This is a genomic window from Allomuricauda sp. CAU 1633 (assembly GCF_017313225.1).
In the GTDB taxonomy this organism is placed as follows: Bacteria; Bacteroidota; Bacteroidia; order Flavobacteriales; family Flavobacteriaceae; genus Flagellimonas.
On the sequence record NZ_JAFLNE010000002.1, the window covers coordinates 822,028 to 836,401 of the forward strand.

A 14,374-nucleotide genomic window follows, 5' to 3' on the forward strand; every position below is an offset into this window, starting at 1 on the left:
AGCCGATAGAATGCACTACTTTTGGGTTGTGATGATTCATCCCAAATACATCAGATACCTTAAACAGGCACTTTTGTTTGCCTGCATCTGGTTTTTGTTCGGACTGATCTACGGTATTGTGGAACAGGGCTTGTTGGGAAGGATTGACTTATATCCATCGACCCGTAACCGATATGATTTTAAAACCTCGCTTACCTATGCCAGTATCGGAGGTTTTCTAATGGGGTTTTTACATGGATGGGTAGAAGTTACGTGGTTGGGGAAAAAGTTTACAAAAAGTCCACTTTGGATAAAAGTGGTCATTAAAACCCTGTTCTATCTTCTATTCATTATTATTTTTCTTATTGTTTTGGCCTCGAGTGTGAACTCCAATCGATTTGATTTATCCCCATTACATCCAACAGTAATTCATAGTGTAAAACAGTTCATGAACAGTTTTGCATTTTGGAGTGTGGTCATCTATATCGGCTTTGGAATTACGATAGGGATGCTTTTGTTGGAAATCTCCTCATTTGTGGGAAGCGGGGTGTTCTTGAATTTTGTATTTGGAAAATACCACACCCCAAAAAGGGAAAGCCGCATTTTCATGTTCTTGGATATGAAATCCTCCACGACCATTGCCGAACAATTGGGACACGCCAAATTTTTTGAACTGCTTAAAGCGTACTATGCCGATATGGCCATTCCCATTCTGGAGACATCCGGTGAAATTTATCAATATGTTGGGGATGAAATTGTGGTGACCTGGCCTGAAAAAAATGGCTTATATGCCAATAATTGTATTGAATGTTTTTTCCGTATTTCAAAGGCATTGGAAAAAAGAAAGGCGGACTACTTAAAGAGATTTAATTTTTTCCCATCCTTTAAGGCAGGATACCATATTGGGTTGGTGACTACAGGAGAAATAGGAATCCTTAAAAAAGAAATCATTTATACCGGGGATGTGCTCAATACCACGGCTAGAATCCAAGCAGAATGCAACAATTATGATGTTCGGATTCTTTTATCCGAACAACTCGCCAACCAATTGAAAAAAAGCAAATTATATAACTTTATAAAGATGGATAATTTGCAACTCCGCGGCAAAAGGGAACTAATTCAGTTGTATGCACTGCACATCCTTGACTAAGAAGGGGAGAGGATCAGCTCCATTTGAATATCACTGCGCTCGTAGGGTGAAGTTGCGCCCACAATTTCCTTGAAACCCAACTTTTCGTAAAGGCTTAGAGCGGGCTTTAAAACCCGGTTGCTTTCCAGATATATTTTTTTGGCTCCCATGGATTTGGCCTTTTCCACCACGTGTTGTCCCAAAAGCTTTCCAATACCCTTTCCTTGGGCTTTGGGCGAAACTCCCATTTTGGCCAGCTCAAAGTCGTATGCTTCTTGGTTACTTGGGATGAGGGCACAAACCCCAACAGCTTCACCATTGAGCAGTGCAACGGCAATATAACCACCCTTATCCAAGATATATTCCTTTGGATGGTTCAAGGAAACCCGGTCCATTTCCTCCATTTTAAAATATTTTATAATCCATTCCTCGTTAAGCGACTTAAAAGCAGCAGCATAGGTGTCAGAATACGGAACTATGATCACAGGGTTGTCCATAGGTTAGAACAGTTGAATTAAGAAATCACAAAATTAGTTGGAAAGAATGAAAAATAATTACAGCTAACATGCTCTTTTCTAGGGGTAACACTCAATTTTTTTTGATCATTTACGTTGTATTATCGAGTAAGTCCGTTTTTTAACGAAAAAATTAGCGGTTTACCGATAAAATACCTAAGATTGTATATATTTTAAGTAGTAAAACTCTTACAAGTTTCCCAAATCTTGCTAATGAGACCAAACAAAAGACATCAACCTGACCCCATCAGGCCCATTAACCTACAAACCCCCATCGGCTATGGATATAAAACTACCTTTATTTTCCAAATACATCTCCCTGCTCTCGTTTGACCGGGTTTTTTATTTGATTTTATGTGGCTTTTTACTGGGCCCCATGGCCCATTCACAGGATAGTAATCCGTATGTGACCTACAATGTTCCGTTCCAGAATTTATTGAAATTCAACCGGTTTCTCATTAACCCTACTTTTTCTTCGGTAAGGGAGGACAAATCGTATGTGAACCTGTTCCATAGAAGTCAAAGTGCAGACTTTGAAAACAACACGCAAAATTATTTTTTGAGTTATAGTGGACAGGTGAATGATAGGATAGGTGTTGGATTTAGTCTGTACAACCAGCAAGAAGGGGTTATCTCAAACCTTGGGGTAATGGCCAATTATGCGCATGGTATTCAATTGGGAAGAGAGAGCAGCCTCACGTTTGGAGTCAATATTCCCTATTATGTAAGTAGTTTTGACCCAGACAGGGCGATTACCATAGAGGATGATCCCTTGCTCAATGATACCTCCAAAAACTCCATCATTTCTTTTCAACCTGGGTTAAACTTGTCTGTAGGTAAGTTTGATTTTGGGGTGTTTGCCCATAATCTATTGGATTACAATGTGAGTTCTGGAAAATCATTGACCAATCTGAGCCAAAAAACCTTTTCGGGGCATATTCAGTTTACGCAGCAGTTTGAAAATGGCTCTGGGATTTTTGAGGATGGACGATTATTACCCTTGGCGAGAGTTCGAATGGAAGGGGAAGAAGACCCTGTTTTTGGTGGTGGAATAATCTTAGACCTCCCTAAATTGGGTTGGATTCAAGGAGGGTACGACCAGTTTTATGGCGCCTCGGCCGGTACAGGATTCAATCTTAATCGAAGACTTTCCTTTGGCTATAATTTTGAAAAGAATTTAAATAATGATTTCTTAAACCTGGGTGTCACCCACGAGATCTCAGTGGCTTACTCCTTCGTACCCATGATGGCCAAGAACATCATGGTAAATAATGAAGATGATCCCAAAGGCCCAAAACCCATTGAGGGTGGATTGGTGGCAGATGCCAAAAAAGAGAAGCCAGAGAAAAAGGGCAAGTTGGATGTTGATACCACTTTGCGCCCTACCAATAAAGAAGATTTAGCGTTTTGGGAAGAACAAATAGCCATTTTAAAAGCACAACAAGAAGATAGCCATGCTGTGATTGACGAATTGCTTTTTAAAATGGACTCGATGGAGCAAAGTCGCCAAAAGGATCTTGAAAAGCGATTTGAAATGGTCATGCGCATGGTAAAGCGGCAAACGGATGATGAGCATCCAGATGTTGAGGATAAAGCGGAAGAACTGTATTTTGCCAATAGTCAGGATTTGGACTCCATCTACAATTCCATGCAAAAAGAACGCTTAGTGGATAATTCAACCATTGTCAAAAAAGAGGCTCCAGAGGAAAAAGGCACATTCAATGGCGGAGCGTATAAACCTATTGAAAAGTTCATTAGTCTGGACGGCGTGGGAAAAGGGCATTATATTGTGGCCAACGTTTTTAAGAACGAGCATTATCTTAAAAGTTTTATGGAAAAACTCAAGGGAGAAGGCCTAAACCCGAAGTATTTTAAAAACCCGGACAACGGACTCAACTATGTCTATTTGGCCAAATTTGACCAAGATACTGAAGCTTATGCGGCATATCAATCCAAAATGGAAGGGGAATACAAGGATGAAATCTGGATCATGCATGTGGACAATCCCCGCTATTCCAATTGGGCCGATGCCATTTTCCAAGATATTGAATAGGTTGCCCTAGGGTGTTCTATTTTTCATTTCTGAAGCGATAGCCTTGCTGTTTGCATCCCGTTCTTCGAGTTCAGAAATGATTTTGGCATGGTCTTCAACTCGGGTTTGTGAAAGCTTGTAAGTAGCTTGTATATCGCTGACCTCAATTTGAAAGCCTACCACCCCTTTTACTTGCCGCAAGGTTTTGGGCGACATATTTTTGAGTGATATGGGCTGCTTGGAACCCTGCTCGTATTTCTCCACCAATTTGTGCATGGAAGCCATGGTTTCTTCTTCCGACAAGATTTTCAACGTACCATAGACATGCACTGCAATGTAGTTCCAGGTTGGCACCTCCTCTTCTTTGTACCACGAAGATGAAATGTAGCTGTGCGGCCCGTTAAAAATGCAGAGTACTTCTTGTTCCTCTGAAAAATGTTTCCATTGAGGATTTGCTTTGGCAATGTGCCCAACAAGAATGTCTTTTCCATCATGGGCTTTATCTAATTCCAAAGGAATATGGGTGGCCCACGGTTTGTCATCCACTGTATTTATTAAGATTCCAAAACTGTTATTGACCAAGAATTCCTTTATTTCGGCAAGGTTTTCATTCTTGTAGTATGGGGGTGTATACATAAATGGGTAGGCTACTGTAAATTAATTGTTGTGATGATGGGCGTAGTGTTCTTGAATAAGGTCCCTGCCAAAATCACCATCAAAATCACGCCAAACAGAATGGATGTGATTGGCATTGTTCTGGGAATTATCAAATTCAATTAAAAAAGTCTTTCCTTGAATGCTGTAATAGTGGGGCTTGCCCAAAGAAGTCGCTCCAGCCCATGCAAAATGGATGTTTTGCATTTCCTCAGATTCCAATTGTTCCATTCGGGTTTTGGCAATTTCATCAGGTACTGCCGAGATATATTCGTGGATTAGCTTCGTTAAAGCTTCCTGTTGTGATTTATCCAATTCTGGAAAAGGGATACCTTTTGGACTATCGGCCGATACTCTCACCGAGTTCTTTGTTATGATATCCGAAGGCGCCTGTTCATTAAAAATGGCCTTGGTCTTTTGCTTATCGGACAGTGAATTGATGAGTTGTAACCCCAAATTTTCTTCATTGGCCAAGGTGTGTTCGCCTTTTCGTGGGCCCGATTGAACAATGGCAGGATTGGCACCAAAAAAACGGGGCGTGAATGATATTTTGTCGTCAACACTGGTAAAACTTAGTAGAATGTGGTGTCCCTCAAAAGTCCAACTCCACACAGCGTCCTGTGCTGGGTTCCCATAGACCGAAATGTGAAATTTATTGATATCCCGCATATGGGTGTCACCTGTTTCGTCCGCAAGTACGTCTTCCAAGCTCATAATATCCATGGTCTTGTTGTATCCTGATTGACTCAAGTGATGCTGCAACATTTTATGGAACAATTCCTTCTGTTTTGCATTCAGTTCTCCCAATTGAATCCCGGTTCGGGGCCACATAGTTGCTGGAAAATAGTGCCAGGTTTCCCGTGATACATCATCAAATTGCAATTGGGTCTTACTGAGTTGGGCATCATCAAGGGCATTCAGAAAATCTAGGACAGGATTTGCAGCATACATCTGCAAGGAAAAAACGAATAGAATGCAGAACAGGAAAGGGATATTTTTTTTCATGGGTTTCAGATAATCAAGCCATTATAGCTTATAATTGATTAAAGATAGGCCAAAATGGATTCAAAGACTGATGAATGAAAAAATATCACAATAAAAAAGCGGGACAAACGTCCCGCTTCTATCTATTTGATATGGATAAGCTTAATTACTTTCTTCCTCAACCATTTCGGCCTCCAAAACAAAATCTTGTACGGTTTTGTTAGCGGCCACAATATTGACTTCCAAAGTGTCACTGTTAACATAACCGGTCATGGAAGCAAAAGCCTTGTATGTACCTGCTTCAAGACCCATAATGGCATAATTTCCATCAATGTTGGTGGCACCAGAGGTGATAGGCTCATCATCAGCATCCAATATGGATATCTGGGCATCTTCCAACACAATGGTTTCTTCACCTTCAATGGTTGTAACAGTTCCACTTAAGGTTCCTGCTGTGGAAAGGTTGGATGCCTTGATAACAGGTTTAAAATTGAAGCCATTGATGCCATCCACAGAGCTTAAATTTCCTTTGGCGACAAAGCTACGGCTTACATCAAAGTCCAATAATAGATCACTGGAAAGGCCTCCTGCGACAGTCAATCCTGGATCAATGAATATTTTGATTCCGGTCTGCTCTCCACTAGGAACATCCAAGTCAAAAGTTCGGTCATCTGTCAGGACAACATTTACACCTTTTACATAAACCCGAACCAGGTCATAGGTTCCGGCGGGGACCTCCAAATCGGCCAACTCTTCGGTAACACCATTGGTAAGGTCCAAAAGGTTCACAGATATTTCTTCTTCCATTAAGGTAACAAAAGAAGATGCATCCGTGTCATCCATTTCTTCATCTTCGCTATCTTTTAATCGTGCATCTACTTTAAAGATGGTAACATTGGCTTCCGCAACCATGTCAAATGGAAATGGGGCGTCTGTAAGCTGAACGGTCATTCTTCCAGTACCACTGGGATTTCCGTTGTTTTCATCTTCAGAACAGCCAATGAATGCCAAAAAAGCTAGGCTTACTGCATAAAAAAAGATTTTAGTTCTCATAAATCGGGGTTTTATTTATTAATAGTATTCTAACTAAATACGCAGAAAACCCGATGAAAGACTGAATATACTTCCGTTTTTCGATGAACTACATGTTTTTTTGATGTTTTTGAAGCTAAAATCCTACAGGATTACTGCCCCCCACGAGCCACGACCTCACCAGTGGAACCACTTAGGTCCTTTCGGTAAACCCACAGTTCACCCATGTCACCATTGGTTGCAGCTTCCACGTCCTTTAGAAAACCTGCAAAGCTTCCGGTACCATGAACTTCTTCATACCATTGCGGAAACTTATCTTCCTCGCCCATCCATGCAGATGTATCAAAAAAATCGACCCAGACAAAATCCTGCCCATCCATATTGGGCATTTCGTTATAGTAAGCACCCCATTGCTGGTCTGGATCTTTGGTTTTGAAAACTTTGTATACCCGGTCCAATATGGAATTAAACTCCATCTGCTTGAACCGTTTAATATCTACCATAAAAATAGAAAGGTTTTTAAGGCTAAAATCTTTGGAGAAATTGGAATGGGCCAAATCATTTTTCCAATAGTTGGTCTCCATTTCGGGCAAGGCATTTGCGGCCACATTGGTGTTCCAGTCCGTGGTGTGGGCATCATCATAGTTGTTCACCTCGTCCAATGCCGCCCAAGCGGTAGGCCCCATGCTCCAAATGTATTTTCCAGAATTCTTGCCACTGGCCACCCAAAAAACACTTACCGTACCTGCACCATCAGCATGATACTTTTTGTTGTGGGCTGCCAGACCTGCTTCAAAAGCATCAATTTTTTCAGGATGCGGGGTCATCATTACATTCATAAAGATTGGGGGTTGCATGTCCTGTGCCATGGTAATCAGCGGCACCATTGTTAGAATTAATAGTAGTCGTTTCATTTTGTGTTGTTTAGTGTTGATTATTCAGTTTGCTCTTCCTCCATCATTTTGGCTTCAGCTGCAATTTTTTGAAGTTCCAAAACAATTTCAGTGGGATCCCAATACCCATGCTCCCTAACAATTTTGCCATCTACAAATCGAAAGGTTAAATGCACGGGGACTTCAAATTCTTTATCGTTGGCTGCCAATGTACCTTTCCATGTCAACCAACAGTTTACCCAGGTCTCACCATCGTCCGTCACCACCATTTCATATTCTTGGTGGCTATCTGCAAAACCTCTGGAAGCATATTCACTGTCGGCTTCCTTGTGAAAAGCAATAGCCTCATTGGGAGACAATGCATCGTCGTTGGTGTTGTAGTACGTTTTTGATGAGTCTGCAAACACACTGGTGTCATAACTTTTAGTGTCGTAGTTGGAAATCACTTTTTTGACGATGTCGATTTCCGGGGAATTTTGAGTGTACCGGGTTGGGCCTTGTTGACAAGCATTTAGGACCAGCGCAAAAGCGGCGCATAATAAAAGGATTTTCGTTGATAGTGTTTTCATAATGTTGATATTTAGGTTTGATGTGTTACGTATCTGCAATCAATAGATTTGATTGGAAAAACAACTTGCCTAATTTTCAACTTCGTGAATCATGTCCCGTGCAAGTGGAAGGTCTACTTTAATCTATAGGGAACTAAAAAAAGAGAGGGGCTACGGTCACTAAACTACCGTTATTAAATATATTAAAAAAATGTTAATAAAGTGCACTTTTTTTCAAATTTTATTGATGATAAACTTTTTAAAATCAATTGCTTAGCCTTTTTCTTACAAATGACTGGTATTGCCTTGGCGAAATTTATTTTTACGCTTTTTTCGGATGGTTATAAAGCAAAAAAAGCCCAGATGAATTCATCTGGGCTTATTGGAAAGAGATTATTGAATCGTGTAGGTGGTTTTTATGGCCTCGGTGACCCTAAAATACCCGTAGGCGATATTTTCAGGGTTGTCTGTATTTATGCAGTTGCCTACCAACGGAACCGGAGTAGGGCTAAACGGGGTTCCGGAATTTTCATACTGCTCCACCAAAAGACGGAGATAATCATGGTATTGTTCCGATATGCCATAAAAGGCAATGTCAACCATTTCACCCGGTTGAAATTCCCCGATACCATCATCTTCATCCTCTATTTTTTCATAATATATGGTAAACTCATTTCCATCAATAAACTCATCCTTGATGTAATAAAGCTCTGGAAGTAGGTCTACATCACTTTGAAAACGCAGAAAATAATAATTGATAGTATCAGCAGGATCTTGAAAAGTAACATTCACTTCCAAGGCATCTTCATCCTCCCCATCTTTAGTGGATTGAAATACATCTACAATCTCACTTACAGGAATCAAGGTTTCGGTGGCCGTATATCGCTCACCATTATAGATGATTTCCAGTTGGTATGTATTTCCAATTACAGGAACAAAGCTTGAGGTGGTATACTGACCATTGTTTTGGTCCTCAAAAATAAACTCAGCTCCAGAATCTACATTGGTAACCTGTACCGACGCCCCAAGAACGGGAGAAATCTTCTGTTCTGCAAAGAAAGGGGTAGAGGTGCTCAATCGAATGATCTGGTTGTTTCCAGCAGTGCCTTGTTCCCAATCCAATGAAGCTTCAACGGTGAGCCTTGGAGGAGCTTCGGGAACATCAACTTCAATGACATCGGTACAGGAAACGGCAACAAACAAAATGCAGATATAAACGATATAAAATGGTTTCATTTTTTTAGAATTTAAAATTATAGGTTACTGAAGGAACAATCCCAAAAATGGCAGTGCGGGTGGCTTCGTTGGCCCCGGTCTCCAAATTTTGACCAAAGGAGATGGAGGCCGCATTTTTCCGATTGAACACATTGTAGATGCCAAAGACCCATTCGCCCTTCCATCTTTTGTCAGGTCTTCTGTTAGGGCGATAGGTAGCTGAAACATCCAAACGGTAATAAGCGGGCAACCGGTCCGCGTTTCGCTCTGAATAGCTGGCAATGGAAACCCCTTCATATTGATATTGTCCATTGGGGTAGGTGATGGGCCGACCTGTTTGGTAGATGGCATTGGCTCCAAAGCTCCATTTGTCATTGAATTGATAAGCTCCGGTAACCGAAACATCGTGGGTGCGATCATAGGGCGTACTGTACCAATCCCCATTATTAATCCCGGGGCCACCAGCATCGCCTCCAGGAGTGCGTTGCTCAGATTTGGCCAAGGTATAGGCCACCCAACCTGTAAATGCTCCTTCATTTTTGCGTAGCAATACTTCAAGACCGTACGCTCGGGATTCGCCGGAGAGTACTTCACGTTCAATGGTGTTGTTGCCAATCAGGTCAGAACCATCAATGTAATCAATCCGATTATCCACCGTTTTGTAGAAGGTTTCCACTTCCATGGAATAGATCTTGTCCTTAAAGTTTCGGAAATAGCCTATAGCAAACTGATCGGAAAGCTGCGGTTTGATGTATTTACCACTGGGCGTCCAAACATCAATAGGGGTAACCGATGTGGTATTGGATAACAGATGAATGTACTGTGCCGCTCTGGAATATCCCATTTTCACCGAAGAGAGCTCATTAAGCTGATAGGCTAAAGATACTCGTGGCTCAAAGTTGCTGAAGGTTTCAATACTTTCACTTTTGGAGTACACCGTCTCGCCGATGGGGTCTTGTCGCTCATAAATACGGAGCGTGCTGTTATACACCAACGGACGATCATTCAAATAGTCGTTCAAAGGTTGTCCACCCATTCGGTTAAAGTGGCTGAACCGAATACCATACTGAGCGGTTAAATTGTCGGTGAGTTTATGCTCCGCATTAATATAAGCCGCACTTTCAAGCGCTCGCTTTTTGTCCAATTGCAATTCGTTGATGGCAGAGGTTGGTCCTGTAGGCTTTATCTGCCCAGGATCAAACTCATACTTTATGGTACTTACCCCAAAATCCAACTTAAAGGCATCATTGAAATAATACTTTAGATCATACTTAATATTATAGTTTTGGATTGAAGAGACCCAATCAAACTCAAAATCGTTGATGTTGAGTTCGTAATCATAGTTGCTGTAGATCAAGGATAGGTTGGAGAAAAGTCGATCGCTAAAAATGTGGTTCCAACGAAGGTTCCCCGATGCATTTCCATAACTACTGCTAAAGGAGCCGCCAATATCAAAAAGGTCACGACCAAAATATCCGGAAAGATACAGGCGGTTGTTCTTGTTGAGGTTGTAATTGGTCTTTAGGTTGAGGTCATAGAAGCTGGCACTGTTGTCCTCGCCAGCCAGTTTTAGGAAGAGATGGGCATACGAACCTCTTCCAGCGACCAAAAACGAGCCTCTGTCATTGAACATGGGTCCTTCTAGGGCAAGCCTACTGGAAATGGCACCAATTCCCCCTGTCATTTCAAAGTTTTTACTGTTTCCATCCTTTTGACGAACATCCAAAACAGAGGATACTCGACCTCCAAATCTGGCAGGAATACCGCCCTTATATAATTTCAGGTCTTTTACAGCATCGGCATTAAAAACCGAAAAGAAACCCAAAAGGTGCGAGGTATTGTAAATGATGGCTTCATCCAATAATACCAGGTTCTGATCCACAGCGCCGCCGCGAACATGGAAACCGCTGGAACCTTCACCGTTGCTGGTAACGCCAGGGAGAATTTGAAGCGATTTAATAATATCCACTTCGCCCAAAACCACCGGCATTTGCTTCACGGTCTTAATATTGAGTTTGGAAACACTCATTTCTGGTTTTCGGAGTACGGCACGTTCGGGTTCCTCTGCTGTGACCTCGACTTCATCCAGTTGCGTTGAGAATTCCACAAGCTCCATATCCAAGGTCATATTTTGATCAAGAACCACTTCTTTGCTCACTTCATTAAAACCCATATACGAAAAAACAAGAGTGTAGGAACCTGGCGGAGCGCTTATGGAATAAAATCCATATTCATTGGTAATGGCCCCAATATCAGTCCCCCTTAAAAAAATGGAAGTGCCAAAAAGGGTTTCCCCGTTGCTTTGATCCGTTACTTTTCCACTAATGGTAAAATTGTTTTGGGCATGCACTGCTGATGAGCCCAATATAAGGCTTAGGACCAGGCCCCAATAGGCCGCCCTATTCCCTTTCTTTTTTTGTTTCATGTGATGATTTGATTTAAGAATTTGGTATTCGTTTTTTGATGTCTTCGCCTTAATGACATTTCAAAAAAGAAAGGGTTGCATTTGAGGGAGAAAAAAAATAAACAATGAATAGGAGGTGTTCGTTTGGGCAGAGACGTTGTTCGTCTAAGTTTCGGGGAAGTGACCCAAAAGATTCCCTAAATTCCCTTCATTACCTAATAACAATACAATGAATAGATTTCTTTTAGTGATGGCCTTGGTGCTATCCTTGACCGCATGTACAGAAAAAAATAAGATTCCGGTTTACGCATGGATTGGAGGCCCAGGTGAGGCTACTGACCAAGAATTGACAGAACAATTTTCAGATTTGAAACAAAAAGGCGTGGATGGGTTGATGTACAATGGCGGACATGATCCACAAACCTACAAACGAGTGGGGAAGTTGGTAAAAGCAGCGGGAATGGAGTTTCATACATGGATTCCCACTATGGTGCAGGGGGAAAATCCCAAATTGAAGAAAGAGTGGTACGCCATCAACGGGAAGGGGGAATCAGCTTTTGACAAACCTGCCTATGTTCCCCATTATACCTTTTTGTGCCCTAGCAAGGAAGGTGTATATAATTTCTTGGCCGATCTCTATGGAAGTGTGGCCGAAATAGAAGAAGTCGATGGTATTCATTTGGATTACATCCGTTTTCCTGATGTGATTCTGGCCCGAGGCCTTTGGGATAAATACGGTTTAGTCATGGATCGCGAATATCCACAGTTTGATTACTGCTATTGCGATGATTGCACATCGACTTTTAAGGACAAAACCGGAATTGACATCAAAGAGGCGGAAGATCCATCACAAGTAGCTGAGTGGAAACAATTCCGATATGATTTAATTACGAATATGGTCAATCGTTTGGCAGATGTGGTGCATTCCAAGGACAAAAAAATCAATGCCGCTGTTTTTCCAGGCCCTTCCATTGCCAAAAAATTAGTGCGACAAGATTGGGGCCAATGGAACTTGGATGCCATTTATCCCATGAACTACAATGATTTCTATTTGGAAGGCCCAGAATGGGTTGGGGAGATGGTGAGTGAAGAGGTGGCCACAGCAAAAAACAATGCTCCGGTGTACAGCGGACTTTTCATTTGTCCAAGACCTGAGAAAAAAGGAAGCGAAAAAGATCCAGAAAACCATGGACTACTTCCAGAGGAAATAGGAGCGGCCATTCAAGGTTCCATGGAGAATGGGGCAACCGGGATTTGTTTGTTCACCCCGGGAAGAATGACTGAAGCGCATTGGGAAGCTTTTGAAGAGGCTATCCACAAAGGGTACAGTGTTAAATAGTTGTTTAATTATTGAGTGTTCGCCCGGCAATCGATTGGTTGTCGGGCTTTTTTTTGATACAACTCATCCTACCAAAACAACAATTCGGTCATTCTTTCTTTCCAAAAGTCTTTCTTTTGGGCACTTTTGGTGCATCAATCAAAGAATCATCAGTCAAGACCATAAAAAGGGCGTGGAAACTTTTTGCTAATTTTAGCGGGTGTACGCCCTTTTTCATGTAAAAGAAAACGCGGTTAAGAATACCAAGAATGGAAAAAGCAATCAAATATATTGGCAAACTATTATCCGTAGCCATATTGGTTGGTCTTGTTTTGGCGACCATTTTTATTGGATTGGAAGCACTTTCAGGCGGGGATGTGGCTTTTGATGCCAACATGATGCGCGAGGTGGGGTATTATATTTTTTACTCCATTGTACTTACATTTCTCAACAGTTTTTATTACGACTACATAAACCAGAAAGTGACATGGAAGCGATATGCCAAATATCGTTTGGTGATAAGTGGTTTTGGAGGTGTTCTTGTGACCATGCTGGGTATTTTATGGATTAGAATCGTTGTGGGGTTAGGTTTTGAAGGAAAGGACTGGGAAACCTTTGTGCAAGGCGAGGAGCCTGCATTTTATGTCGTGGCCCTGTTGATTACCATGGTAGTCTCTGTTTTTTTTCATGCCGTATATTTCTATAAGAATTGGCAAGAAAAGCGGGTCAAGGAGCAAAAAATTATTGCTGGGACGGCATCGGCACGGTTTGATGCCTTGAAGAATCAATTGGATCCCCATTTTTTGTTCAACAGCTTAAATGTACTCACCAGTCTTATTGAGGAGGACCCGGACCAGGCCCAACGGTTCACCACATCCCTTTCCAAAGTGTATCGGTATGTATTGGAGCAGAAGAACAAGGATTTGGTCACTGTGGATGAGGAACTCAATTTTGCCAGAACCTATGTTCGGCTCTTAAAAATGCGATTTGAAGACAGTATCATTTTCGAAATTCCAGAGAATTGTTCCATCCCAGATGCTAAAATTGTTCCGCTTTCCTTGCAATTGCTACTGGAAAATGCCGTGAAGCACAATGTGGTGACTGTTTCCAGACCATTGCACATTAAAGTTTTTGAGCAAGATGGAATGCTGGTAGTGAGCAATAATCTTCAAGAGAAACAAGTGGTAAAGAAAAGTAGTGGTGTGGGGCTGCAGAACATCAAACAGCGCTACAATATTTTAACAGACCGTGAAGTGGACATAGCAAAGAACGCACTAGACTTTAGTGTTTCTCTGCCCATGCTCACCCAACAAGTGTCCGCAACGGAGACCCAGCAGAGCTATATTGAAGAAAAGCGATATGCCAAGGCCAAGGAACATGTAAAGGCCATTAAGGAGTTCTACAGTAATTTAATAGCCTATTGTGTTGTGATTCCGTTTTTGTGGTGGATCAATTTAAAGACCACGGATTTTCTTTGGGCATTTTTTCCAAGCATAGGCTGGGGCTTTGGGGTTTTGGCCCATGGTATGGAAGCTTTTGGGTACAATCCGTTGTGGGGCAAACGCTGGCAGGAACGAAAGATCCAAGAACTTATGGATAGCGAGGATTTTTGATTTTTTGGACAAGAGACAAGAGATAAGAGACAAACCTTTTACCATTCAACCCTTAACC

General features: G+C 41.7%; 12 protein-coding genes. 4 read left to right on the forward strand and 8 right to left on the reverse strand.

Going from position 1 to position 14,374, the window contains the following annotated elements:
* Positions 1–10: 10 nt before the first annotated feature.
* Positions 11–1,129, forward strand: a complete 1,119-nt coding sequence (locus J0X14_RS08530; protein WP_207097332.1) for an adenylate/guanylate cyclase domain-containing protein — start codon at positions 11–13, stop codon at positions 1,127–1,129.
* Here the strand turns inward: J0X14_RS08530 and J0X14_RS08535 are convergent.
* The gene (locus J0X14_RS08535; protein ID WP_207097333.1) at positions 1,126–1,605 is read right to left on the reverse strand and encodes a GNAT family N-acetyltransferase; all 480 of its coding nucleotides are present in this window, start codon (positions 1,603–1,605) and stop codon (positions 1,126–1,128) included. The two genes, J0X14_RS08530 and J0X14_RS08535, sit on opposite strands and share 4 nt — an antisense overlap.
* A gap of 298 nt (positions 1,606–1,903) precedes the next feature.
* On the opposite strand from J0X14_RS08535, the gene J0X14_RS08540 reads away from it, so the two are divergent.
* Positions 1,904–3,676, forward strand: a complete 1,773-nt coding sequence (locus J0X14_RS08540; RefSeq protein ID WP_207097334.1) for a PorP/SprF family type IX secretion system membrane protein — start codon at positions 1,904–1,906, stop codon at positions 3,674–3,676.
* Between the two features lie 6 nt (positions 3,677–3,682).
* On the opposite strand, the gene J0X14_RS08545 is transcribed toward J0X14_RS08540, so the two are convergent.
* From J0X14_RS08545 to J0X14_RS08575, 7 genes are all read right to left on the reverse strand, one after another.
* The gene (locus J0X14_RS08545; protein WP_207097335.1) at positions 3,683–4,291 is read right to left on the reverse strand and encodes an FMN-binding negative transcriptional regulator; all 609 of its coding nucleotides are present in this window, start codon (positions 4,289–4,291) and stop codon (positions 3,683–3,685) included.
* Between the two features lie 21 nt (positions 4,292–4,312).
* A complete protein-coding gene (locus J0X14_RS08550; RefSeq protein ID WP_207097336.1) occupies positions 4,313–5,314 on the reverse strand; it encodes a DUF3500 domain-containing protein in 1,002 nt (333 codons plus the stop codon).
* A gap of 141 nt (positions 5,315–5,455) precedes the next feature.
* Positions 5,456–6,346 carry a DUF4382 domain-containing protein gene (locus tag J0X14_RS08555; protein WP_207097337.1) on the reverse strand — a complete coding sequence of 297 codons (891 nt, stop codon included), beginning with the start codon at positions 6,344–6,346 and terminating at the stop codon, positions 5,456–5,458.
* Between the two features lie 131 nt (positions 6,347–6,477).
* Positions 6,478–7,239, reverse strand: coding sequence for a hypothetical protein (locus tag J0X14_RS08560; RefSeq protein WP_242527958.1), 762 nt, complete (start codon positions 7,237–7,239; stop codon positions 6,478–6,480).
* A 20-nt stretch (positions 7,240–7,259) separates the two neighbouring features.
* Positions 7,260–7,787 (reverse strand): nuclear transport factor 2 family protein, encoded by a 528-nt coding sequence (locus J0X14_RS08565; RefSeq protein ID WP_207097338.1) that lies wholly within the window; start codon positions 7,785–7,787, stop codon positions 7,260–7,262.
* A gap of 372 nt (positions 7,788–8,159) precedes the next feature.
* Positions 8,160–9,002 carry a DUF4249 domain-containing protein gene (locus J0X14_RS08570; RefSeq protein ID WP_207097339.1) on the reverse strand — a complete coding sequence of 281 codons (843 nt, stop codon included), beginning with the start codon at positions 9,000–9,002 and terminating at the stop codon, positions 8,160–8,162.
* Between the two features lie 4 nt (positions 9,003–9,006).
* Positions 9,007–11,406 (reverse strand): TonB-dependent receptor, encoded by a 2,400-nt coding sequence (locus J0X14_RS08575; RefSeq protein WP_207097340.1) that lies wholly within the window; start codon positions 11,404–11,406, stop codon positions 9,007–9,009.
* 208 nt (positions 11,407–11,614) lie between these two features.
* Between J0X14_RS08575 and J0X14_RS08580 the strand changes: the two genes are divergently transcribed.
* On the forward strand, positions 11,615–12,724 hold the full coding sequence (locus tag J0X14_RS08580) for a hypothetical protein (protein WP_207097341.1): 1,110 nt from the start codon (positions 11,615–11,617) through the stop codon (positions 12,722–12,724).
* A 248-nt stretch (positions 12,725–12,972) separates the two neighbouring features.
* The gene (locus J0X14_RS08585) at positions 12,973–14,316 is read left to right on the forward strand and encodes a 2TM domain-containing protein (protein WP_207097342.1); all 1,344 of its coding nucleotides are present in this window, start codon (positions 12,973–12,975) and stop codon (positions 14,314–14,316) included.
* Positions 14,317–14,374 lie beyond the last annotated feature (58 nt).

What these genes read in the sequence shown, in the direction of transcription:
- J0X14_RS08530 (WP_207097332.1), top strand. Translation starts at nt 11, where the DNA reads ATGCACTACTTTTGGGTTGTGATGATTCATCCCAAATACATCAGATAC.
- J0X14_RS08535 (WP_207097333.1), bottom strand. Translation starts at nt 1,605, where the DNA reads ATGGACAACCCTGTGATCATAGTTCCGTATTCTGACACCTATGCTGCT.
- J0X14_RS08540 (WP_207097334.1), top strand. Translation starts at nt 1,904, where the DNA reads ATGGATATAAAACTACCTTTATTTTCCAAATACATCTCCCTGCTCTCG.
- J0X14_RS08545 (WP_207097335.1), bottom strand. Translation starts at nt 4,291, where the DNA reads ATGTATACACCCCCATACTACAAGAATGAAAACCTTGCCGAAATAAAG.
- J0X14_RS08550 (WP_207097336.1), bottom strand. Translation starts at nt 5,314, where the DNA reads ATGAAAAAAAATATCCCTTTCCTGTTCTGCATTCTATTCGTTTTTTCC.
- J0X14_RS08555 (WP_207097337.1), bottom strand. Translation starts at nt 6,346, where the DNA reads ATGAGAACTAAAATCTTTTTTTATGCAGTAAGCCTAGCTTTTTTGGCA.
- J0X14_RS08560 (WP_242527958.1), bottom strand. Translation starts at nt 7,239, where the DNA reads ATGAAACGACTACTATTAATTCTAACAATGGTGCCGCTGATTACCATG.
- J0X14_RS08565 (WP_207097338.1), bottom strand. Translation starts at nt 7,787, where the DNA reads ATGAAAACACTATCAACGAAAATCCTTTTATTATGCGCCGCTTTTGCG.
- J0X14_RS08570 (WP_207097339.1), bottom strand. Translation starts at nt 9,002, where the DNA reads ATGAAACCATTTTATATCGTTTATATCTGCATTTTGTTTGTTGCCGTT.
- J0X14_RS08575 (WP_207097340.1), bottom strand. Translation starts at nt 11,406, where the DNA reads ATGAAACAAAAAAAGAAAGGGAATAGGGCGGCCTATTGGGGCCTGGTC.
- J0X14_RS08580 (WP_207097341.1), top strand. Translation starts at nt 11,615, where the DNA reads ATGAATAGATTTCTTTTAGTGATGGCCTTGGTGCTATCCTTGACCGCA.
- J0X14_RS08585 (WP_207097342.1), top strand. Translation starts at nt 12,973, where the DNA reads ATGGAAAAAGCAATCAAATATATTGGCAAACTATTATCCGTAGCCATA.